The sequence below is a fragment of the Microbacterium sp. P5_B6 genome (assembly GCF_056400345.1).
In genome coordinates this window covers 297,226-318,360 of the sequence record NZ_JBFULL010000003.1, presented here as the reverse complement: position 1 = coordinate 318,360, position 21,135 = coordinate 297,226, and the positions used below count along the sequence as shown (strand labels likewise).

20 protein-coding genes are annotated in these 21,135 nt (G+C 69.6%); 14 read left to right on the top strand and 6 right to left on the bottom strand.

The annotated features are described in order from the left end of the window. The first annotated feature begins 8 nt into the window (after positions 1-8). The 5 genes from mtrA to hpf all read left to right on the top strand — a co-directional run bounded on the left by mtrA (position 9) and on the right by hpf (position 5,659). Entirely contained in the window at positions 9-689 is a 681-nt protein-coding gene (gene mtrA / locus AC1DP3_RS06510; RefSeq protein ID WP_477292318.1) for an MtrAB system response regulator MtrA, read from the top strand. Positions 690-714: 25 nt separating this feature from the next. After that, positions 715-2,397: an MtrAB system histidine kinase MtrB gene (mtrB, locus tag AC1DP3_RS06505; protein WP_477292360.1), complete on the top strand. Its 1,683-nt coding sequence runs from the start codon at positions 715-717 to the stop codon at positions 2,395-2,397. Next, positions 2,397-4,103, top strand: a complete 1,707-nt coding sequence (locus tag AC1DP3_RS06500) for an LpqB family beta-propeller domain-containing protein (RefSeq protein WP_477292317.1) — start codon at positions 2,397-2,399, stop codon at positions 4,101-4,103. The genes mtrB and AC1DP3_RS06500 overlap by 1 nt, the downstream gene beginning before the upstream one ends. A 129-nt stretch (positions 4,104-4,232) precedes the next feature. Further along, positions 4,233-4,889, top strand: coding sequence for a ComF family protein (locus AC1DP3_RS06495; protein ID WP_477292316.1), 657 nt, complete (start codon positions 4,233-4,235; stop codon positions 4,887-4,889). Between the two features lie 110 nt (positions 4,890-4,999). Continuing rightward, a complete protein-coding gene (gene hpf / locus AC1DP3_RS06490; protein WP_477292315.1) occupies positions 5,000-5,659 on the top strand; it encodes a ribosome hibernation-promoting factor, HPF/YfiA family in 660 nt (219 codons plus the stop codon). 78 nt (positions 5,660-5,737) lie between these two features. Here hpf and AC1DP3_RS06485 read toward each other — a convergent pair whose 3' ends face one another. Continuing rightward, the gene (locus AC1DP3_RS06485) at positions 5,738-7,108 is read right to left on the bottom strand and encodes a coiled-coil domain-containing protein (RefSeq protein ID WP_477292314.1); all 1,371 of its coding nucleotides are present in this window, start codon (positions 7,106-7,108) and stop codon (positions 5,738-5,740) included. A gap of 194 nt (positions 7,109-7,302) precedes the next feature. Here AC1DP3_RS06485 and AC1DP3_RS06480 point away from each other — a divergent pair, with 194 nt between their 5' ends. Beyond that, entirely contained in the window at positions 7,303-8,994 is a 1,692-nt protein-coding gene (locus tag AC1DP3_RS06480; protein WP_477292313.1) for a SulP family inorganic anion transporter, read from the top strand. A 4-nt stretch (positions 8,995-8,998) separates the two neighbouring features. Here the strand turns inward: AC1DP3_RS06480 and AC1DP3_RS06475 are convergent, their stop codons facing one another. Next, complete coding sequence (locus AC1DP3_RS06475; protein ID WP_477292312.1) at positions 8,999-9,592, bottom strand: PadR family transcriptional regulator; 594 nt, start codon at positions 9,590-9,592, stop codon at positions 8,999-9,001. A gap of 234 nt (positions 9,593-9,826) precedes the next feature. On the opposite strand from AC1DP3_RS06475, the gene secA reads away from it, so the two are divergent. The 3 genes from secA (at position 9,827) to AC1DP3_RS06460 (ending at position 14,596) form a co-directional block, all read left to right on the top strand. Further along, entirely contained in the window at positions 9,827-12,670 is a 2,844-nt protein-coding gene (secA, locus tag AC1DP3_RS06470; protein WP_477292311.1) for a preprotein translocase subunit SecA, read from the top strand. 231 nt (positions 12,671-12,901) lie between these two features. Next, positions 12,902-14,125 (top strand): pyridoxal phosphate-dependent aminotransferase, encoded by a 1,224-nt coding sequence (locus AC1DP3_RS06465; protein ID WP_477292359.1) that lies wholly within the window; start codon positions 12,902-12,904, stop codon positions 14,123-14,125. A gap of 120 nt (positions 14,126-14,245) precedes the next feature. After that, complete coding sequence (locus AC1DP3_RS06460; protein WP_477292310.1) at positions 14,246-14,596, top strand: hypothetical protein; 351 nt, start codon at positions 14,246-14,248, stop codon at positions 14,594-14,596. A 69-nt stretch (positions 14,597-14,665) separates the two neighbouring features. On the opposite strand, the gene AC1DP3_RS06455 is transcribed toward AC1DP3_RS06460, so the two are convergent. Next, positions 14,666-15,094 carry an Rv3235 family protein gene (locus AC1DP3_RS06455; protein WP_477292309.1) on the bottom strand — a complete coding sequence of 143 codons (429 nt, stop codon included), beginning with the start codon at positions 15,092-15,094 and terminating at the stop codon, positions 14,666-14,668. Between the two features lie 126 nt (positions 15,095-15,220). On the opposite strand from AC1DP3_RS06455, the gene AC1DP3_RS06450 reads away from it, so the two are divergent. After that, complete coding sequence (locus tag AC1DP3_RS06450; RefSeq protein WP_477292308.1) at positions 15,221-15,820, top strand: hypothetical protein; 600 nt, start codon at positions 15,221-15,223, stop codon at positions 15,818-15,820. A gap of 61 nt (positions 15,821-15,881) precedes the next feature. Here the strand turns inward: AC1DP3_RS06450 and AC1DP3_RS06445 are convergent, their stop codons facing one another. Beyond that, positions 15,882-16,163 (bottom strand): helix-turn-helix domain-containing protein, encoded by a 282-nt coding sequence (locus AC1DP3_RS06445; RefSeq protein WP_477292307.1) that lies wholly within the window; start codon positions 16,161-16,163, stop codon positions 15,882-15,884. A 99-nt stretch (positions 16,164-16,262) separates the two neighbouring features. On the opposite strand from AC1DP3_RS06445, the gene AC1DP3_RS06440 reads away from it, so the two are divergent. From AC1DP3_RS06440 to AC1DP3_RS06430, 3 genes are read left to right on the top strand one after another with little or no spacing between them, the layout of a single operon-like run. Beyond that, complete coding sequence (locus AC1DP3_RS06440; RefSeq protein ID WP_477292306.1) at positions 16,263-16,892, top strand: SAF domain-containing protein; 630 nt, start codon at positions 16,263-16,265, stop codon at positions 16,890-16,892. Then, entirely contained in the window at positions 16,889-18,154 is a 1,266-nt protein-coding gene (locus AC1DP3_RS06435; protein ID WP_477292305.1) for a CpaE/TadZ family protein, read from the top strand. The genes AC1DP3_RS06440 and AC1DP3_RS06435 overlap by 4 nt, the downstream gene beginning before the upstream one ends. 43 nt (positions 18,155-18,197) lie before the next feature. Further along, positions 18,198-19,685 (top strand): sensor histidine kinase, encoded by a 1,488-nt coding sequence (locus tag AC1DP3_RS06430; protein ID WP_477292304.1) that lies wholly within the window; start codon positions 18,198-18,200, stop codon positions 19,683-19,685. A 49-nt stretch (positions 19,686-19,734) separates the two neighbouring features. Here AC1DP3_RS06430 and AC1DP3_RS06425 read toward each other — a convergent pair whose 3' ends face one another. Next, the gene (locus AC1DP3_RS06425) at positions 19,735-19,983 is read right to left on the bottom strand and encodes a WhiB family transcriptional regulator (RefSeq protein WP_047542656.1); all 249 of its coding nucleotides are present in this window, start codon (positions 19,981-19,983) and stop codon (positions 19,735-19,737) included. Positions 19,984-20,238: 255 nt separating this feature from the next. On the opposite strand from AC1DP3_RS06425, the gene AC1DP3_RS06420 reads away from it, so the two are divergent. Then, entirely contained in the window at positions 20,239-20,634 is a 396-nt protein-coding gene (locus AC1DP3_RS06420; protein WP_477292303.1) for a histidine kinase, read from the top strand. Positions 20,635-20,650: 16 nt separating this feature from the next. Here AC1DP3_RS06420 and bcp read toward each other — a convergent pair whose 3' ends face one another. Then, the gene (bcp, locus tag AC1DP3_RS06415) at positions 20,651-21,124 is read right to left on the bottom strand and encodes a thioredoxin-dependent thiol peroxidase (RefSeq protein ID WP_477292302.1); all 474 of its coding nucleotides are present in this window, start codon (positions 21,122-21,124) and stop codon (positions 20,651-20,653) included. Positions 21,125-21,135 lie beyond the last annotated feature (11 nt).

Below are 21,135 nucleotides of genomic sequence, written 5' to 3'. Positions count from 1 at the left end.
CGCGCGCGATGACATCACGCATCCTGGTGGTCGACGACGACACCGCACTTGCCGAGATGATCGGCATCGTGCTGCGCACCGAAGGCTTCGAGACCGCCTTCTGCGCGGACGGGGCCAAGGCCGTCGACGCATGGCGCAGCGAGCGTCCCGATCTGGTGCTTCTCGACCTCATGCTCCCGGGCATCGACGGGATCGAGGTCTGCACGCGGATCCGCCAGGAGAGCGGCATCCCGATCATCATGCTCACCGCCCGCACCGACACCGCAGATGTCGTGAAGGGCCTCGAATCGGGAGCGGACGACTACATCGTCAAGCCGTTCAATCCGAAAGAGCTCGTCGCGCGCATCCGCACGCGGCTGCGCCCGGCCGCGCAGGCCCCCAGCGAGACCCTGCGCATCGGCGATCTGACTGTCGACGTCGCGGCCCACGAAGTGCGTCGCGGCGACGACCCGATCGCACTCACGCCGCTCGAGTTCGAACTGCTCGTCGCGCTCGCCTCGAAGCCGCAGCAGGTCTTCTCGCGTGAGATGCTCCTCGAGCAGGTGTGGGGCTATCACTACAAGGCCGACACCCGGCTGGTGAACGTCCACGTGCAGCGCCTGCGCGCGAAGGTCGAGCTGGACCCCGACAACCCGAAGATCGTCACGACGGTCCGCGGAGTGGGCTACCGGGCCGGCGCGGTGGTGTGAGACGACCGTGATGTCCACGGGCGCGATGAGGGCCGCTCCCGGCTCCGCCACGCGCCGGGCGTTCGGCGGCTGGCGTCAATGGCGCGGCTGGCCGGACGACCTCGCCCGGCTCTGGCGCCGATCGCTGAGGTTCCGCATCGTCGTGGTGACGCTCGCGCTCACCGCCGCCGCGGTGCTCGTCGCGTGCGTGTGGATGGCCCTCGTGATGCAGAACGAGCTCTTCGTCTCGCGCAAGGAGGAGGCACTCGCCGATGCCCGGCAGGCCACGTCCGCCGCCCAGGAGACCCTGGACGACGCCGCGGTGCAGACGGGCGACAGCGTTCAGCTTCAGACCCTCATGAACAGCGTCCTGGCGATCCTCGTGCAGCAGGCCTCGACCGACATGATCGCGGCCGCGCGCATCGACCGCACTGCGCCGCAGGCGCCGCAGGACTTCACCATCGGCGGCTTCGACAAGGAGATCATCACCGATGGCATGCGCCTCGCGGTGCGGTCGAGCGCCGAGCCGCAGTGGTGGCAGTCGGTCGCGCTTCCGGCCCAGGACGGCGGCACCATGCCCGGAATCCTGGTCGGTCAGCAGCTGGTCCTGCCGGAGGTGGGCGCGTACGAGCTGTACTTCGCCTACGACCTCGGCAGCGCGGCGGGGACCCTCGGCTTCATCCAGTTCACACTGTGGGTGGTCGGAATCGGCCTGGTGCTCCTCATCGGCGGCATCGCATGGTTCGTGCTGCGGTCGGTGACGACGCCCATCAGCGAAGCGGCAGAGACCAGCGAGCGGCTGGCTGCCGGGCAGCTCACGGTGCGGCTCCCGGTGCGCGGCGAGGACGAGCTGGCGACGCTCGGGCGGTCGTTCAACGCGATGGCCGACAGCATCGAGTCCCAGATCAAGGAGCTCGCCGACCTGTCGCTCGTCCAGCAGCGATTCGTGTCGGATGTCTCGCACGAGCTGCGCACCCCTCTCACCACCATCCGGCTCGCCGCCGACATGATCAACGACCAGCGGGATGAGTTCGATCCCGCCACCGCGCGTGCGGCCGAGCTGCTCAACGCGCAGGTCCAGCGCTTCGAGACCCTCCTCACCGACCTGCTGGAGATCAGCCGGTACGACGCGGGCTCGGTGCAGCTCGAGCTCGAGCCGACGAGCCTCGCGCACCTCGCCGAGGACGTCATCGCGTCGATGCACCAGCTGGCGGAGCAGCACGGGACGGATGTGCGGCTCGTCGCGCCCGGCGGCTACACGCCGGTCGACATGGATCCGCGCCGGATCCGCCGCATCGTGCGCAACCTGCTCGGAAATGCGATCGAGCACGGCGAGCAGCGTCCCATCGTCGTCACCGTCGACAGCAGTCAGCAGGCCGTCGCGCTGGGCGTCCGCGACTTCGGGCTCGGCATGCGTCCGGGAGAGGTCGAGCACGTGTTCGACCGCTTCTGGCGCGCGGATCCGTCGCGCACCCGGACGATCGGAGGCACGGGGCTCGGACTCTCGATCGCCCTCGGCGATGCGCGCCTGCACGGGGGCGAGCTGACCGTCTGGTCGGAGCTCGGCCACGGCTCGCACTTCGTCCTGACGCTGCCGCGCAGCGGCGGCCGCCTCACGACTCCTTCGCCGATTCGGCTCGAGCCCGTCGAAGAGCAATCCGACGAGTTCGCCCGCACGCAGCCCATAGAGATCGGGACGGATGCTCCGGCCCGAGGAGCGGCCACGTGATGCCGCGGAGCAGGTGGGCACCGAGGGGTCCGCTCAGGCGGCGGAGGGGCATCCTGGCCGCGGCGCTCACCGCCGTCGTCCTGGCTCTCGCAGGCTGCTCCGGTCTGCCCACCGCGGGACCGGTCAACCCGGGACTGCCCGCCGACGCCGAGGCGGGCAATCCCGACTTCGCATTCCAGCCTGACAGTCCCCAGCCGGGCGCGACGCCCGAGGAGATCGTCGACGGCTTCATCCGCGCGGGCACAGGCCCCGGTGCCGACGGCAATTGGAGCGTGGCCAGGGAGTACCTCGCCCCGGGGAGCGATTGGGATCCGAGGTCCGGGGTCACCGTCGACCGTCCGGGCGATCGGGAGTTCGCAGCACCGTCCGAGGGACAGGTCCTCCTCACGCTGGCTCCGGTCGCCAACGTCGACGACATCGGCTCCTACGCCGAGTCCGAGGAGCGATCGACCACCGTGCCGTTCGAGCTAGCGCTGCAGGAGGACGGCGAGTGGCGCATCACAGAGGCTCCTGATGGGCTCATCCTCGACACCTCGCAGTTCTCGACGGTGTTCCGGCGCGCCTCGCTGATGTACTTCGATCCGACGGCGCAGTTCCTCGTGCCCGACGTGCGGTGGTTCCCCGCGATCAACGCCGCCACCTACGTCACCGATGCCCTCGTCGAGGGACCGCCCGCCCCCTGGCTCGCGGCATCCGTCGTGACCGCCTTCCCTGAATCGGTGTCGCTCCGCCCCTCGGTTCCGGTCGAGGACGGCGTCGCCCAGGTCGTGCTCGGCACCTCGGCCGTCGAGCTCAGCGCCGACACGCTCTCGCGAATGCAGGCGCAGCTGACCGCGACCCTCCGGACGGTCGGAGTCTCATCGGTCGCGATGTCGGCCGGCGCCGCGCCCCTGGACGTCGAGCCCGCATCGACGCGATCGACGAGGGTCAACACGCTTCCGCTGGTGCTGACGGCCGAAGGCTTCGGGTTCTTGAGCGGCGAGCAGCTCGAGCCCATCGAAGGGCTGTCGCAGGCGCTCCTCACGGTCGACGCGGTTGCGATCCAGGTGTCGCCGGACCGTGACTTCGCCGGGGTGCGCCTCGCCAGCGGGACGGTCGGGCGGGTCGAGGCGGACGGCGACGTGCTCGAGATCGACACGCGGGCAGGACTGATCGATCCGACCGTCGACGCCTTCGGCTACACGTGGAGCGTGGCCCGCGATGCGCCGAGCTCGCTCACCGCCTTCGCGCCCGGGAGCGAGCAGATCGCCATCGCCGGCGCATGGCCCGAGGTGACGCAGGTGACGGCGATGTCGCTCTCACGCGACGGGTCGCGCCTCGCCGCCGTGGTCGTGACCGGTGGAAGGACCGCGGTATGGGTCTCTGGAGTCGTCCGCGACATCGACGGGGTGCCTTCGGCGCTCGGTGAGCCCGCCCGCGCTCTCGCCCCCCTGCCGGGGGAGAGCGCCGCCCTCGCCTGGCTCGACGACACGACCGTCGCCGTCCTCACGGGCTCGGGTGCTCAGTCCGAGGCGATGGAGCTGGTGGTGGGGGGCCCGACTCTGACCACCGACGCCCCATCAGGTTCCGCCCAGATCGCGGGGGCGCAGGGCGCGATGCGAGTGAAGGACTCCGCCGGCGCGCTGTACAGCAAGCGCGGTGCGACCTGGCCGCAGACCGCCTCCGGCATCCTGGTGCTCGCCACCCAGCAGGGCTCACCCCGCTGACCCCCTGCGGCCGGCACGCGCGCCCGGGATGCCGCATCTCCGTCCCTCCCCCGAGCGCTGGAGCGAGCGGCAACGCACGGAATCGCTGATTCACGCCCGCCCGGCGCGCTCTTGGGAGAGCGTCGAACGGTGACTCCGCTTCCCGACCTCGTCCGCACAGCACTCGCCGACGCGCTCGCGCTCGTCCTGCCGGTCGAATGCGCCGGGTGCGGTGCGCCCGACGCTCCGCTATGCGCGGCCTGTCTGGGGATGCTCCATCCGGCGCCGCACCGTCGTCAGATCGGGCGGGAGCCGGTGTGGAGCGGGCTGGACTTCGACGGCGTCCCCGCCCGCGTGCTGCGCGCGCTCAAGCAGGAGGGGCGCACAGGCCTCGCGCGTCAGCTGGCCCCGGCGCTCGCCGAATCGGTCCGGCACGCGTCCTCGGGGAGAGGTCCCGTCGTGGTCGTGCCGGTGCCCACGTCGCCTGCCTCCTTCCGACGTCGCGGCTACCGGGTGCCCGACCTCATCGCCCGGCGAGCGGGCCTCGAGGTGGTTCCGCTCCTTCGCGTCGCCCATCGCACGGCCGACCAGCGCGGCCTCGGTCGGGAGGCCCGTCGCGGGAACGTCGCCGGTGCATTCACGGTGCGCGGAGCACCTCCCTCGGGGCACGGCGTCGTCGTCGTGGACGATGTCGTGACAACCGGCGCGACGCTCGCCGAGGCTGGCCGGGTGCTTCGCACGGCGGGGTTCGAGGTGGTCGGATGCGCCGCGGTCGCCGCGACGCCTCTTCGCGGCACGCGTGGATGACGCAATCGAAACTCACAGGTGACAGGGGCATGGCGCGCAGATAGCGTGGGGATGACAAGGCGACTCAGGGTCCGCCCTTGGCCGGGCGGACCGGAACAAGGAGGTCAGGGATGGAAACCAGCATCGTCGGCGTGGGAGTGGGTATCACCGATCGATTCCGATCTGTCGTCGAAGAGAAGGCCGCCCGCATAGAGCACCTCGCACCTCGGGCGCAGCGTGTCGACATCAAAGTGACGCATCGTGCGTACCACAAGGGCCGCATCGAGGACGACACCGTCGAGCTGACGCTCGCCGGGAAGGGCCCCGTGATCCGGGCCGAGGCGACGGACGGTGACAAGTTCACCGCGCTCGACCTCGCCGTCGACAAGCTGTGCGAGCAGCTCCGACGCGCGAAGGACAAGCGCGTCGACGCCCGTCACCACCCGCGTGGGGCGAAGTTCGAGAAGGAGAGCGGAGAGATCCAGGGCATCGACCTGCGGCCCGCGTCGCTCGACATCATCCGCTCGGTCGCGACCGGTGCCATCCCCGTCGTCCCGAGTGAGGAGGAGGACGGCGCCTACACGCCCGTCGTCATCCGCACGAAGAGCTTCGACGCCGAGTGGATGACGATCGAAGAGGCGGTCGATCGCATGGAGCTCGTCGGCCACGACTTCTTCCTGTTCATCGACGCACGCAGCGACCACCCGAGCGTCGTGTACCGGCGCAAGGGCTGGGACTACGGCGTCATCGCGCTCTCGACGCTGGCGGCTCCGGCCGAGCTGGCCTCTTAGCAGACCACAGAAAGGAGGGATGCCGCGGCCTGCGGCATCCCTCCTTTCCGTAGGCGACGGGATGAAGTGGCGACGAGATCAGTCGAAGATGCCGTCCAGGATGCTGCCGATCATGAGGCCGCCGAGCAGGCCGCCCATGACGTTGCCGCCGCCGACGCCGGCTCCGCGGCCGCCCCAGCTGCCCTGACCGGCTCCCCAGCCGCCGTTGCCCGGCTCGCCCCAGCCCTGCGGCCGATATGCCTCGATGTCGCGCTGAGCCAGCTGGAGCGCCTCGCTCGCGAGGAATGCGGAGCGTCGCGCAACGGCGAGCGCCTGCTCGCGCTGGTCTTCGCCGATGCTGATGGCCGTTGCGGCCGACGTCCCGAGATAACGGTCGAGATCGAGACGGATGCGTTCGCCTTCGGCGAGTCGAGTGCGCGCATCGGCGCCGATCCAGCCCCGGTGCCCGGCGATGACATCGCGGGCGACGGCCAGCTGCCGGTCGGCGTCGTCGATCGCGTTGCGGACGTGGGCGAAGTCGGGCACGGGGTGCGCCGCGCGCTCCTGGGCGGCCGCGATGGCGGCATCCAGCCCCGCGTTCGCCTCGCGAAGGCGCGTGAGCTGCGAAAACGGGTCGGTGTTGACGCCCGCAGCCGGGAGAGCGGCGAGGGCGGCCTCCAGTTCGCGGACGGCGTTCAGCACCGCCGGAACCTGCGGCGCGTGGCGGGCGGCGATGAGGTCGCCACGCGAATCGTCCACGACCGCGGCGAGCGTCGACTCCGCGCGGAGCGCCTCGACCTCGAAGGTGTCGACCGCCTCGATGAGTGTTCCCGCTCGGCGAACGGCCTCGGTGGCGGCCTCGAGGGCCAGGTTCGCCTGCTCGCGCTGACCCGCGTCGCGGCGACGCTCCGAGACTCCCGCGCTGTGCTCGGCGAAGCCGAGGAGCTGCTCGGCCTGGGCGGCGTTGCCCTCGATCTGGCGGAGGGCCTCTGCCGAGTAGCGCGCGCTCAGGCGGCTCAGCGTCTCGCGGGCCTGGGGGAGGAGCGCACGCAGGGTGGCGGCATCCGTCCTCACCGTCGCCAGGATCTCGGGAGCGCGACGCGCCCGGGCGATGCGCTCGGCGAGCGACTCGGTGCGATCGTCCAGGAGCTCCTGCGCCCAGTCGCACAGCTGGACGATGCGCGCGTTCCGCGTCCGCAGCTCTTCGGGGGTATCCGGGATCTCGTCGTGGTTGAGCTGGTTCAGGTGGAAGGCCTCGCCGAGGTGCTGACGGACCGCATCGATGGCCGCACGGAGGTCCTGAGTGGCCTCGGGCCCGAGCTCCGCCTCGGCGAAGACGAGTTCGTCGGTCGTCACGCGGATGCGCTCGTCGGCCGCCACGATCGAGGTGCGCGCACGTCGGGCGAGATCGGCGTCCTGCGACTCGAGTTCTTCGGCGGCGTGCTTGCGCTTTCCCCAGATTCCGGCCATGGATCGATCCTATGGTTCGCCTGCTGGCGTTCGGCTTCGAGTCTGCTGGGGCATCCCGACTGGCGCGATGAGTGCTCGATCCACCAGAATGAGCCATCGCCGCTCGTCCCGGGGTGCGGAAAGCGGCGCCGACCTCTCGCTGACGAGCTCTTCTGCAGACGTGCTTCGACGTGCCCCGCCGGACCGGAGGCCTCATGCCTTTTCCCCAAGCACTCGTGCCCGTATCGCTTCGCGGCTATCAGCGGTCATGGCTGGCGCGAGACCTGATCGCCGGCGTCACACTGGCGGCGGTCGCGATCCCGGAGGTGATGGGCTACACGTCGATCGCGCAGATGCCGATCGTCACGGGGCTCTACACGATCCTGCTCCCGCTGCTCGCCTTCGCGCTGCTCGGCTCGTCCAAGCTGCTGGTGGTCGGCGGAGACTCCGCGACCGCCGCGATCCTGGCCGGCGGGCTGATTGCGGCCGGGATCTCCGGCCTGCAGCCCGGGTCGCCGCAGTGGGTCGCGCTGTGCGGGCTCACGGCGCTCGTGTGCGGAGTGCTGCTGATCATCGCGCGGGTGCTGCGACTGGGGTTCATCGGCGACTTCCTGTCGGCATCCGTCCTCATCGGCTTCCTCACCGGTGTCGGCATCCAGGTGGCCACCGGTCAGATCCCCGACCTCCTGGGGGTGCCCAAGGGTTCGGGCAACTGGTTCCAGCAGCAGTGGGCGTGGATGACATCCCTCGGCGACGTGTCGTGGCCCACGATCGCCTACGGTGCGGCGACGATCGGCATCATCCTCGGCTTCAAGTACCTGCTGCCGAAGCTGCCGGGCGCCATCATCGCGGTGGTCGGCCTGCTCACCATCGCCACCCTGACGGATGCCTCGTCCTACGGGGTCGACGTGATCGGGGCGATCCAGGGTGGGCTGCCGCCCATCGGAATCCCCGAGGGCGTGACCTGGAGCGACATCCCCGGGGTCCTGTCGACGGCCTTCGCGTGCTTCATCATCATCATCGCCCAGAGCGCCGCCACCTCGAGGGGCTTCGCGGCCAAGCACGGCGACCGAGCCGACGTCAACCGCGACATCATCGGTCTGGCAGCCTCGAACCTCGCCGCCGGACTCAGCGGCACCTTCGTCGTCAACGGATCGCCGACGAAGACGCAGATCCTCGACGGCCAGAAGGGCCGCACGCAGGTGGCGAACCTCGTCGTGGTCGCCGTCACGCTCGTCGTGCTGCTGTTCCTCACGGGCTTGCTGACGGATCTCCCCAAGGCCGTCCTCGCCGGCGTCGTGTTCGTCATCGGCCTCGAGCTGATCGACGTCAAGGGCCTCATCCGCGTCTCGCGAGAGCGCCGACGCGAGTTCTTCATCGCCATCGCGACGGCACTCACCGTGTTCCTCGTGGGAGTGGGGGCAGGTGTCGTGCTGGCCATCGCGCTGTCGCTGCTGGACGTCATCGAACGCCAGTATCGGGCGCGCGACTTCGTACTCGGGGTCCGCTCGGAGAAGGGCTACACCTACGACAAGGCGATGCCCGGCACGCAGTCCGCACCGGGCCTCATCATCTTCCGCTACGACGCAGACCTCTTCTACGCGAACGCCTCGCAGTTCGTCGACGAGGTCCAAGGGCTCGTCGACAAGGCTCCCGACAAGGTGAGGTGGCTGATCCTCGACTGCGCGGGCATATCGGACATCGACTATTCGGCCGCCCAGAATCTCGCGTCGCTCCTGGATTGGCTCGAGACGCGGGGCACGATCCTCGTGCTCGCGCGCCCTGAGCCCGACATCCTCACGGGCCTCGACCGATACGGACTGGGCGGGCGGTTCCCCGATTCGGTCGTCTTCGACGACCTCGACGTGGCGGTGCGGGCCTTCCCCGCGGCATCCCCCACGCCCTGACCCTTCAGGCCGCGGACGCCTCGGTCCTCGCCGGCCGGCCGCGCTTGGGCCGCTCGTCGGAGAGTTCGAGAGCGAGCACCGGATGCCGCGCGATCCGTGCGGCGGCATGGTCGAGCCAGCGCAGCTCGGCCTCGGCGGAGAACACCAGCGCATCCGCCACGAGCGACCGTGCGAGGTGCTCCGGCCCCGCGCCGAGGTCGTCGTGCGCGCGGCTTCGCAGCGTCTCGAGGCGCGCGGCGGATGCGGCGTGCTGGGCGCGGATCACCTCGGCCATCTCGACGCCGGGGAGCGTTGCGGCCACGGCGAGCTTGATCGCCAGCTCGTCACGGGCACCCGCCCCTCGATCGAGGGGGGAGTCGAGCCAGCGCCGCACATCGGCCCTGCCGGCATCGGTGATGCGCCAGTAGACGTGACCCTGGTCGTCGGGGTCGCCCTTCTCGGCGAGGCCGTCGCGCTCGAGCCGGTCGAGGGTGTTGTAGATCTGCCCCACGTTGAGCGACCATGTGCCGCCGGTCCGACGGGAGAATTCCGCCCGAAGCTGATAGCCGTAGCACGGGCCCTGGTCGAGGATCGCGAGCAGGCTCTGGCGCACCGTCATGGAGTCTCCTTCTGCATACCGGGTATGCACTGGGGAGCCTACGCACGGGACGCGGTGCCGTCCGGATGCCTCACCGCGGCTCGTCGGATCGCGTTCCCGCCGTGGCGCGTACATCGGGGATGCTCAGCACCCTTCAAGTCACGGACGGATAACATGGCACCGTATGCCTGCGCGCTGGGACGCCGGGCGGCACCGGTGCCATCCGCCCCGGAACCGTATAGATGGAGACACTTCGTGGCCAATCCTCTCGAGAAACTGCTTCGCGCCGGTGAGGGACGCATCCTCCGGCGGCTTCAGCAGGTCGTGAAGGCCGTCAATGCCCTCGAAGAGGACTACTCGCACCTGACGGACGAAGAGCTCAAGGGCGAGACCGTCGAGCTGCGCGCCCGCTATGAAGCCGGTGCGACGCTCGACCAGCTGATGCCGGAGGCGTTCGCCGCGGTGCGCGAGGCCGCCAAGCGCACACTCGGCCAGCGACACTACGACGTGCAGATCATGGGCGGTGCGGCTCTTCACCTGGGCAACATCGCGGAGATGAAGACCGGTGAGGGAAAGACGCTCGTCGCCACCCTGCCCGCCTACCTCAATGCGATCGCCGGCAAGGGCGTCCACGTGATCACGGTCAATGACTTCCTCGCGTCGTACCAGGCCGACCTCATGGGCCGCATCTACCGCACCCTCGGCATGACGACCGGGACGATCGTCGCGGGCCAGACGCCCGCGGTGCGACGCGAGCAGTACAACGCCGACATCACCTACGGGACGAACAACGAGTTCGGCTTCGACTACCTGCGCGACAACATGGCGTGGCGCAAGGAGGACCTCGTCCAGCGCGGCCACTTCTACGCGATCGTCGACGAGGTCGACTCGATCCTGATCGACGAGGCTCGCACCCCGCTCATCATCTCGGGCCCGTCGTCGGGTGAGGCGAACCGGTGGTTCATGGAGTTCGCCAAGATCGCCCGCACCCTCGAGGTCGGCGTCGATTACGAGGTCGACGAGAAGAAGCGCACGATCGGCGTGCTGGAGCCCGGCATCGAGAAGGTCGAGGACTACCTCGGCATCGACAATCTCTACGAATCGGCGAACACTCCTCTCATCTCGTTCCTCAACAACTCGATCAAGGCTCTCGCGCTGTTCAAGCGCGACACCGACTACGTCGTGATGAACGACGAGGTCATGATCGTCGACGAGCACACCGGCCGCATCCTGGTGGGGCGCCGCTACAACGAGGGCATCCACCAGGCGATCGAGGCGAAGGAGGCGGTGCCGGTCAAGGCCGAGAACCAGACCCTCGCCACCGTCACGCTGCAGAACTACTTCCGCCTCTACGAGAAGCTCTCGGGCATGACCGGCACCGCCGAGACCGAGGCGGCCGAGTTCATGTCGACCTACCAGCTCGGCGTCGTCCCCATTCCCACCAACCGGCCGATGGTCCGCAAGGACCAGCCCGACCTCGTCTACAAGAACGAGCAGGCCAAGTTCATCCAGGTCGTGGAAGACATCGCGAAGCGCCACGAGGGCGGCCAGCCGGTCCTCGTCGGCACCGTCAGTGTCGAGAAGAGCGAGTACCTCTCGCGGCTCCTCGCGAAGAAGGGCATCAAGCACGAGGTCCTCAACGCGAAGAACCACGCGCGCGAAGCTGAGATCGTCGCTCGCGCCGGTCGCCTCGGCGCCGTGACCGTCGCGACCAACATGGCCGGTCGAGGCACGGACATCATGCTCGGCGGAAACGCCGAGTTCCTCGCGGTGCAGGAGATGAAGGCCAAGGGCCTGGACCCGGTCGACACCCCGGACGAGTACGAGTCGGAGTGGGATGCCGTCTACGAGACGATGCGCGACCGCGTCGACGAAGAGGGCTCCAAGGTCGTCGACGCCGGCGGGCTCTATGTGCTCGGCACCGAACGGCACGAGTCGCGGCGAATCGACAACCAGCTGCGTGGTCGCTCCGGCCGCCAGGGCGACCCGGGAGAGAGCCGGTTCTACCTGTCGCTCACCGACGACCTGATGCGGCTGTTCCAGTCGGGTGCCGCCGAGGCGATCCTCGCGCGCACCAATTTCCCGGACGACGTGGCCATCGAATCGTCGATGGTCTCGCGTGCGATCAAGAGCGCGCAGTCCCAGGTCGAGGCGCGCAACGCCGAGATCCGCAAGAACGTCCTGAAGTACGACGACGTCCTGAACCGCCAGCGCGAGGCGATCTACGCGGACCGCCGTCACATGCTGCAGGGCGACGACATCGCCGACCGCGTGCAGCACTTCATCGAGGACGCCATCGCGGCCGTCATCGAGGACCACACCTCCAAGGGCCACACCGAGAGCTGGGACTTCGACGCCCTCTGGGCCGAGCTCAAGACGCTCTACCCGGTCTCGGTGACGATCGACGAGGTCGTGGCCGAAGCGGGTGCCAAGGGCCGGATCACGCCCGAGGTCCTCAAGCGCGAACTCCTGTCCGACGCGCGGATCGCCTACGACAAGCGCGAGCAGACGCTCGGGGACGCCGCGACCCGCGAGCTCGAGCGCCGCGTGGTCCTCCAGGTGCTCGACCGTCGTTGGCGTGACCACCTGTACGAGATGGACTACCTCAAGGACGGCATCGGCCTGCGAGCGATGGCACAGCGCGACCCGCTGATCGAGTACCAGCGCGAGGGCTACCAGATGTTCCAGTCCATGATGGGCCAGATCAAAGAGGAATCCGTCGGCTACCTCTACAATCTCGAGGTCGAGGTCCGCAAAGCGGGCGAAGGCGAAGCCGACGAGGTCACGCAGGTCGAGGCGAAGGGCCTGGGCGCCACTCCCGTCGAGGCTCAGCGCCTGCAGTACTCGGCCGCCAACGACGCGGGAGAGGTCGAGGTGCGCAACGAGCGCGGCCAGGTCCAGCAGTCGGAGACGGCGCGCGTGCGGCAGGCCGCAGCCGCCGCTGCGGCATCCGCGCCCGCCGATGGCGTCCCGCAGCAGACCCGCCAGGCCGAGGCTCCGCGCGGGGCCTTCGGGCAGCGCACCGACGCATCCGCGCCGGCCGGTCAGCCGGCCGCGCAGAATCGCGCGCAGCGGCGGGCATCCGAGAAGAAGAAGTGACGCGAGCCGGGTCAATGCGAGCGCAGCCCGCGTTGACCCGGCTCGGGTCGGGTTGAGTAGCCCCGCCGAAGGCGGAGCGTATCGAAACCTCGCCGTCTCGACCACGCGCTCCGGAGCACGCCTCCTGCGCGCTCACGTGGATGCGAGATCGGTGGACATGGGCAGCAGGGGGCCACAGGTCGTCGGTTGGACTGAAGCCGCCGCGGCTATTCTGATCCGATGAGCACGACCGTGAATCTCCGAACGCTCGACCAGTCGAGCAAGCTGAAGAACGTCCTGTACGAGATCCGCGGTCAGGCTCTGGTTGAGGCCGACCGCCTCGAGTCCGAGGGTCACAGGATCCTCAAGCTGAACACAGGCAACCCCGCGTCCTTCGGATTCGAGGCTCCGTTTCAGATCGTGCGCGACATGATCGAGGCGATGCCCTACGCGCACGGCTACTCCGAGAGCCGGGGCATCGCGTCGGCTCGCCGTGCCGTCGTCTACCGCTACGAGCAGGTTCCGGGCTTTCCGAAGGTGCACCCCGACGACGTATACCTCGGCAACGGCGTGTCCGAGCTCATCACCATGACGATGCAGGCGCTCCTCGACGAGGGTGACGAGGTGCTGATCCCTGCACCGGACTACCCGCTGTGGACTGCCATGACGAGCCTCGGAGGAGGCACGCCCGTCCATTACCGGTGCGACAGCGAGGCCGACTGGCAGCCCGACCTCGAGGACATCCGCTCCAAGGTGACCCCACGCACCAAGGCGATCGTCATCATCAACCCCAACAATCCGACCGGTGCCGTCTACACCCGCGAGATCCTGGAGGGACTCGCCGACATCGCGCGGGAGAACTCGCTCCTGGTGCTCGCCGACGAGATCTACGACCGCATCCTGTTCGATGACGCCGAGCACATCCCGATGGCGACGATCGCCCCCGACCTCCTGTGCCTGACGTTCAACGGGCTCTCCAAGACATATCGCGTCGCCGGCTACCGGTCGGGGTGGCTGGTCATCACCGGGCCCAAGCGCCACGCCTCCGGCTTCCTCGAGGGCATCACGCTCCTGGCGTCCACTCGACTCTGCCCCAATGTCCCCGCACAGCATGCCGTTCAGGCCGCGCTCTCCGGCGTCCAGTCCATCGACTCGCTGATCGCGCCGTCCGGGCGTCTCCACGAGCAGCGGGATGCCGCGTGGGAGGGTCTCGAGGCGATTCCCGGAGTCTCATGCGTCAAGCCGCAGGGCGCGCTCTACGCCTTCCCCCGGTTCGACCCGGAGGTGTACGAGATCCGCGACGACCAGAAGCTCGTGCTCGACTTCCTCATGGCTGAGCATGTGCTCCTCGTGCCCGGAACGGGATTCAACTGGCCTACGCCCGACCACGTCCGGATCGTGACGCTGCCAGAGGCCCGGGTGCTGACCGAGGCGATCGAGCGGCTCGGCAACTTCCTGTCGTCGTACCGGCAATAGCCCCGCTCCCGCCCGCGGGCCGGGCACGTTGCCCTGGCGGCAGCGGCGGCGGAAATCGGCTGGATGCCGGCATCCGTCAACCCCCTCGTCCGAGCGCGGAGCGCTGCGTACGGTCGTGACATGACCATCGAGTTGAACCGACCCGCGCTGAAACAGGCGCGCTCCCTCGTGCGCGAAGGGAAAGTCGTGCGCGACGAGCGCGATGCCTGGTCTGAGGCGGCGCCCACACCTGACGAGGAGAACGGATTCATCGAGAGCTCAGGATGGACCGAGTACGCGCACTGGCATCTCGGCGTCGACAAGACCCAGGATCGCGAGACGAAGGGTGCCTACTCGTTTCCGTTCGGCGACTTCCGCCGGGTGCACCGCAGCGGAGTGATCGCGGGCGAGAGCCGGGCCGGTCAGTTCGACCACGACGAGATCCGGGATGCCTTCAAGGCCCTGCTCGCGCTGATCGACGCGGAGTCCTGACGACGCGACCAGAGGACGAGACGAGCGGGCTGCCACAACGCTGGGGCAGACCCGCCGCCGGTTCGGGGGTCAGAGGAGGGCGAGCGAGGTCGCGCGCCAGCGACCGTCGACGCCTTCGAGGCGCATGGCCAGGGCGCGAGTGCGGGCAGGGCCGCTCACCACGACGACAGCCTCCACGACGCCATCGGCCGGTGCCGAGTGACGCACCGAGAGGATCGTGTGCACCGGCCGCTTGGCCGGGATGCCGCGAGCGCTGCGCGCGCGTGCGGCGAGGTTGGCCCGGGCGACGAGCTTGCGGAACGAGTCCTCGGTGACCCAGCGTGCCAGCTGCTCGACCTCGCGCACGCCCGCGAACACCTCGAGGACGCCGATCGCGACGTTTCGCAGGAACTGCTCGGGGTCGGGAAGCTCGGTCGCCGAGGTGCGCTGAGGCGCGAAGTAGTCCTCATAGGGGTCGTCGGTGAAGCGGCGGGGGTGGACCGCGGGCAGCGTTGCCATCATTGGCCTATCTCGTCGGGGGAACGATCTGGAGAATTACAGCACATCAGGACTCAGGGGAAGAATTCAGGAAGCGGCCTGTGGATAAGTCGCCTGCATGTCCTCGCCGTGCCCTAGCCTCTGTGCGTGCGCTGGGACCGATTCTTCGACGATCTCGAGGATCAGCTCGCCTCCGAGTGGGAGGCGGAGAAGGCGGCGCTCGACAGCGAGACCGAGCGGCTCCGGCTCTCCCGGGTCCCCTTGCGGGACCGCCTCACCGTGATGTCAGAAGAGGGTCAGGCGACTGCGGCCTCATTCGAGCTCCGGGACGGCAGCCTTCTGCGCGCGCGCGTCAGCGGGATGGGCGCCGACTGGGCGGCACTGGAGCCGGCGGAAGGTCGGACCGGTGCCCTCATCGTCCCGCTCTCGGCGATGGTGAGCATCGGGATGCCGCATCCCGATCTGCTGCGCAGCGCTCGCGCTGTCGCACCCTCATCGCTTCGCGAGCGGATGACCCTGGGGTTCGCCCTCCGCGACCTGATGCGACGCCGCGTCGGCGTGACGCTCCACCTCGCCGGGGGACGATCGTTCGCGGGCACCATCGATCGCGCCGGAGCGGACCACCTCGACCTGGCGCTGCACGAGCCTGGCGCTCCTCGACGCGCGCAGGACATCAGCGGCTATCGGCTCGTCCCGTTCGAGGCGATCCTGTGGCTCCGGCTCGACGACGGGGCGCGGCCGCTCTGAGCCCGGATCGCGCGCGAGCGGATTCCTGTCCGTCTGGCATCCGCCGGTGGAGCATATGGTGTCAGTCGCTGTGACGGATCCGGCCGGTGCCCCACAGCTCGGGGAAGCTGGCTTCGTTCGACTGGCGCCACAGGGCCATGACACGCGCCTCTTCGGCCCGGTCGTCGAGGTAGCGGGCGACGGACTCGGCCTCGATCCGCCAGCGACTCGGCGAGCCGACCCGGACACCGCGCAGCTGCGCGGACGTGACGAGCTCCATCACGTCCTCGACCGACACGCCGATGAGCTCGGCCGCCTCAGCCGGGCTGAGCTGGCGCACGCGTGAGGCCGGTGAGTCAGGCATGTTCCGATTATCCCTGCCGCACAGGGGGGCACGGGCCGGGACGAGGCCGCTTGTGGATAATCGGGCGGCCGATTCCGGGCACTGAGCGACGATGGTGGCATGACGGCAATCGAGTCCGCACGCCCGCGTCCACGCGCCTTCTGGGGCGATGCACGCTTCTTCCTCGGCATCCTGCTGATCGCGGCATCCGTGGCCGGGGTGTGGTTCGTCGTGACCGCCTCACGGCAGACCGTGCCGGTGTTCGCTGCGACCCGCACCATCGTCCCCGGCGAAGCCGTCGCGGACGATGACCTCCGTCTCGTCGACGTATCGCTCGGCCAGCTGCAAGGCGCATACCTCACGGCCGACGCGCTCGAGGCCGGCCTGGTCGCGACGCGCACGGTGACCGAGGGGGAGCTCGTGCCCCAGAGCGCGGTCGGCGCCGCCACGGCCGCCGCCACCACGACGGTGGTGCTCCACAGCGCAGTCGAAGTCCCGGCGTCGGTGGGGGCGGGGTCCGTCGTGGAGGTGTGGGAGGCGCCTCTCCTCGAGCGCGGCACCTACGACGCGCCCCGGATCCTCGTCGCCGATGCCACCGTCGTCTCGGTCACGCGAGATGACTCGATGATCGGCGGGGGTGCGGCATCCCTCGAAGTCGTCATCCCGCGGGCGGACGTTGCGGCGGTGCTGGGCGCCATGGCCGATGAGGCGGCGCTCTCAGTCGTTCCCACCGCGGGCGCGTCGCGATGACGATCCTCGTCGCCGTCGACGAGCCCCACGGGAGCGCCCTGATGGCGGGCCTCGAGCGCGAAGGGATGGCGGTCGTCACCACCATCCCGGCAGCGGCTCTCGCATCCGTGGCCGCCGACCAGGAGACCGGACACGACGCGGAGCGCATCCTGCATGCCCTCGCGGCCGCCGAGACGGTCGTGCTGCAGTCGGACCGGGCGACCCTCACCGCCGCCGCCGTCGGCATGTGCGACCGCGCGGGAGTGCGGATCATCCCCCTCGTCGCGAGCGAGGCCGATGCAGCGCTGGTGGCCTCCTTCGGCCTCGCGGGGCCATGGGCGCTCGACATCGAGCCCTGGCGCCTGGCGGACGCGCTCGCCTCGTCGCCGCAGCCGCACCCGCTGGAGCCCTCCGCGCCTCGTCACCCGCGCGTGGTGGCGGTGTGGGGCCCTGCGGGCGCCCCGGGGCGTACGACGGTGGCGATCCAGCTCGCGGCGGAGCTGGCGCGGGGCGGCAGGCGAGCCGCGCTGGTGGACGCCGACACCCACGCCCCCTCCATCGCTCTGCAGCTCGGCCTCGCCGACGAGGGACCCGGATTCGCCGCGGCCTGTCGCACCGCTCAGCTCGGCGGGCTGGACCGGCACGAACTGGCGCGGATCTCCACCCCGCTCGGTCATTCCGGCGTCGACGTCCTCACCGGCCTGAACCGTCCATCCCGTTGGCCCGAGCTCAGCGCGGCGCGCGTCGCCGGCGCGCTCGCCGCGTGCCGCGACTGGGCGGACTACACGATCGTCGATGTCGCAGCCCCGCTCGAGCGCGACGAGGAGATCGTGAGCGACCTCGACGGACCCCGGCGGAATGCGGCGACGATCGCGGCGCTCGAGACGGCGGATCTGGTGGTCGCCGTCGCGGCGGCCGATCCTGTCGGCATGTCGCGGTTCCTCCGCGCGCACGCCGAGCTGCGCGCCACGGTGGGTGCCACACCCGTGGCCGTCGTCGCCAACAGACTTCGCCCGGGCACCCTGGGCATCGACGCGCGCGGGCAGGTGCGCCGCACGCTCGAGCGCTTCGGGGGAGTGCAGGACGTCTGGTTCCTTCCCACAGACGCGCGATCGACGGATGCTGCGATCCTCGCCGCCAGACCGATCGCCGAGGTCGCGCCCAAATCACCCCTGACGCTCGCCGTCCGCCGCTTCGTGGGGGAGGCGATCGCGCCGGCGCCGGGCCTCAGCGCACGCGCGCCGCGGCGCGGCATCCGTCGTCCTGCCAGAGCCGCCGCCTGAGGGGCCGAGGCGTCCCGCGCGCCGTCGCCTCTAGGCTGAGTGGGTGTCGACCCTCAGCGATCTCGTCTATGCCCAAGGCCGGTCCAGCGAAGCGGATGTCGAGTGGCTGCATCGTCTGGCCGGCGATGGACAGCTGCTGGCCGACCTCGCCTTCGCCGACATCGTCATCTGGGTGCCGACCGCTGACGACTCGTTCATCGCGGTCGCGCACACCCGCCCCAGTGGGGCCGCCACGCTGTTCTACCGCGACATCGTGTCGGACCGGGTGCGGCCCCAGTGGCGCACGCAGGTGCGGGATGCCTTCCAGACGGGCGGCATCATCGACTCCGCCTCCCCGGACTGGTTCGAGGAGACCCCCACCCGCGTGCGCGCAGTTCCCATCGCACGCGCGGTCAAGGGCGGCACGCCGCAGACCATCGGGGTCCTCACCCGGCACACGAACCTCGGCGAGGCGCGGACGCCGTCTCGCCAGCAGATCACGTTCAACGACTGCGCCGACGAGCTGTTCGGCATGATCGCATCGGGCGAATTCCCCGACCTGTCCGCTCCGACCTCGCCCCGCCGTGGAGCACCTCGCGCATCGGACGGGCTCATCCGCCTCGACCCGGACGGCATCACGACATTCGCGAGCCCCAACGGCCTCTCCGCCTTCAATCGGCTGGGCTTCGACGACGAGCTCGAGGGCGAGTCGCTCGTCGAGGTTGTGACGAGCATCCTGCCGGCCAAGCGTCAGTTCGATGAATCGCTCCCCGTCGTGCTCACCGGCCGCGCGCCGTGGCGTGCGGATCTCGACTCCCGGGGGGTGACCGTGAGCCTGCGCACGATCCCGCTGCGTGACAGGGGAACACGCATCGGTGCGATCGTGCTGTGCCGCGACGTGACGGAGATCCGCCACCAGGAGCAGGAGCTCATCACCAAGGATGCGACGATCCGCGAGATCCACCACCGCGTGAAGAACAACCTGCAGACAGTGGCGTCGCTGCTGCGCATCCAGGCCCGCCGATCGCATACGGAAGAGGCGCGCGAGGCCCTGACCCAGGCGATGCGCCGCGTCTCGGCGATCGCGGTCGTCCACGACACCCTGTCAGAGGGTCTCGCGCAGAACGTCGACTTCGACGAGGTGTTCAGCCGCGTGCTCAAGCTCGTCGCCGAGGTCGCCGCCGCCCCCAACACGCGGGCGCGCACGCGCACGACCGGGCGGTTCGGGACGCTCCCGAGCGAATACGCCACTCCGCTCGCACTCGCGATCACCGAGCTCGTCACCAACGCGGTCGAGCACGGTCTCGCGGGCCAGGAGGGCGATGTCGAGATCATTGCCGAGCGCGACGAAGAGAGCCTTGCCGTCCGCGTGCGCGACACCGGCTCCGGCCTGCCCGAGGGGCAGGTGGGCCGAGGGCTCGGCACGCAGATCGTCCGCACGCTCATTCAGGGCGAGCTGGGCGGAACGATCGACTGGCACACCATCATGGGCAGCGGCACGGAGGTCACGATCGACATCCCCTTGCGCTACATAGACCGCAGCACGAAGTGAAGGACGAGGGATGCCTCGGCGGAGGCTTCCCTCGTMCTTCAGAGTTCGATCAGGATGCCCGGCGTGCCCGGGCCGCGCGGCGCTTGAGCGCGCGGCGCTCGTCTTCTGACAGGCCGCCCCACACGCCGGAGTCCTGGCCGGTCTCGAGTGCGTACTGAAGGCATACCTCGGTGACGGTGCACCGGGCGCAGACCGCCTTGGCCTTCTCGATCTGGTCGACGGCCGGACCTGTGTTCCCTACCGGGAAGAACAGTTCGGGGTCGACTGTGAGGCAGGCGGATTTGTCGCGCCAGTCCATGGTTGTGCTCCTTGTGACAGAAGAGTGTCGGGTGTATTCCAGAGCCCGGATTCGGGTCCGATACCCTGTGGGAGATGCGAGCGACTGCTCGCCCCACTTCGCTGTGGGAGCACACGGCTTCACCAATGATCCCATGGCGGACCGTGTCTGATCAAGATGCGAAACCTGCTGATTCTGTTGAAGTGCCTGAGCATTCCCTCCATGGGATGGAGGAATCGAACAATCGAGGCCGCTTTCCGCGAGGAGACATTGCTTATGCGAACGAATACACCCTCGCGTGTCGCCGCGGTCCTACTCGCTCTGGAGGGGGCTGCGCTGGGTGTCGTGGTCTTCCGGGAGCTGGCTGCGCTGGTGCAGGGAGACACGGGCTCGGTCGCCAGTTCGGTGGCGCTGCTCGTCCTCACGCTGCTGGGCGCCGCGGCCCTCGTCGCCTTCGCCGTGGCGGTGTGGCGACGACAGTCGTGGGGTCGCTCCGGTGGCACGGTCGCACAGGTGCTCATCCTCGCCGTCGCGATCGGCGCGGCCACGGGAGCCTACGCCGAGCCGCTGGTCGCGCTCATCCTCGCGGTGCCGGCGATCGTCGTGCTCGTGCTGCTCGTGCTGGCCGCACGCCGAGCCGCCCGCGATGCGGCGGGCGAGGCATCCGAGTAGACGACGCTTCGGGGCGTCAGCCGACGTCGAGCAGGGTGCGCAGACGGCCGACGTGGCCGGTGGCGCGCACGTTGTAGAGGGCGTGCTGGATGCGGCCCTTCGCGTCGATGACGAACGTGGAGCGGATGACGCCCTGGACGACCTTGCCGTAGTTGAGCTTCTCGCCCCAGGTGCCGTACTTCAGGTGCACCTTGTGGTCGGGGTCGCTCAGCAGGGTGTACGTGAGTCCGTCGCGCTCCCGGAAGCGCCGGAGCTTCTCGGGATCGTCCCGCGAGACGCCCAGCACCGTGTAGCCGGCCGCCTGCAGGGGAGCGAGACTGTCTCGGAAGTCGCACGCCTCCTTGGTGCAGCCCGGCGTCATGGCCTCGGGATAGAAGAAGAGGATCACCGGTCCGCCGCGCAGCTCCTTCAGGGCGACGGGACGTTCGTCCTGGTCGAGAAGGGAGAAGGCAGGAGCGAGGCGACCGGGTTCGAGGCGGACAGCAGTCATCCGTCCACCCT

Coding starts and splice junctions, on each gene's coding strand:
- mtrA (WP_477292318.1), top strand. CDS start 9: ATGACATCACGCATCCTGGTGGTCGACGACGACACCGCACTTGCCGAG.
- mtrB (WP_477292360.1), top strand. CDS start 715: ATGAGGGCCGCTCCCGGCTCCGCCACGCGCCGGGCGTTCGGCGGCTGG.
- AC1DP3_RS06500 (WP_477292317.1), top strand. CDS start 2,397: ATGCCGCGGAGCAGGTGGGCACCGAGGGGTCCGCTCAGGCGGCGGAGG.
- hpf (WP_477292315.1), top strand. CDS start 5,000: ATGGAAACCAGCATCGTCGGCGTGGGAGTGGGTATCACCGATCGATTC.
- AC1DP3_RS06485 (WP_477292314.1), bottom strand. CDS start 7,108: ATGGCCGGAATCTGGGGAAAGCGCAAGCACGCCGCCGAAGAACTCGAG.
- AC1DP3_RS06480 (WP_477292313.1), top strand. CDS start 7,303: ATGCCTTTTCCCCAAGCACTCGTGCCCGTATCGCTTCGCGGCTATCAG.
- AC1DP3_RS06475 (WP_477292312.1), bottom strand. CDS start 9,592: ATGACGGTGCGCCAGAGCCTGCTCGCGATCCTCGACCAGGGCCCGTGC.
- AC1DP3_RS06460 (WP_477292310.1), top strand. CDS start 14,246: ATGACCATCGAGTTGAACCGACCCGCGCTGAAACAGGCGCGCTCCCTC.
- AC1DP3_RS06455 (WP_477292309.1), bottom strand. CDS start 15,094: ATGGCAACGCTGCCCGCGGTCCACCCCCGCCGCTTCACCGACGACCCC.
- AC1DP3_RS06445 (WP_477292307.1), bottom strand. CDS start 16,163: ATGCCTGACTCACCGGCCTCACGCGTGCGCCAGCTCAGCCCGGCTGAG.
- AC1DP3_RS06440 (WP_477292306.1), top strand. CDS start 16,263: ATGACGGCAATCGAGTCCGCACGCCCGCGTCCACGCGCCTTCTGGGGC.
- AC1DP3_RS06435 (WP_477292305.1), top strand. CDS start 16,889: ATGACGATCCTCGTCGCCGTCGACGAGCCCCACGGGAGCGCCCTGATG.
- AC1DP3_RS06425 (WP_047542656.1), bottom strand. CDS start 19,983: ATGGACTGGCGCGACAAATCCGCCTGCCTCACAGTCGACCCCGAACTG.
- AC1DP3_RS06420 (WP_477292303.1), top strand. CDS start 20,239: ATGCGAACGAATACACCCTCGCGTGTCGCCGCGGTCCTACTCGCTCTG.
- bcp (WP_477292302.1), bottom strand. CDS start 21,124: ATGACTGCTGTCCGCCTCGAACCCGGTCGCCTCGCTCCTGCCTTCTCC.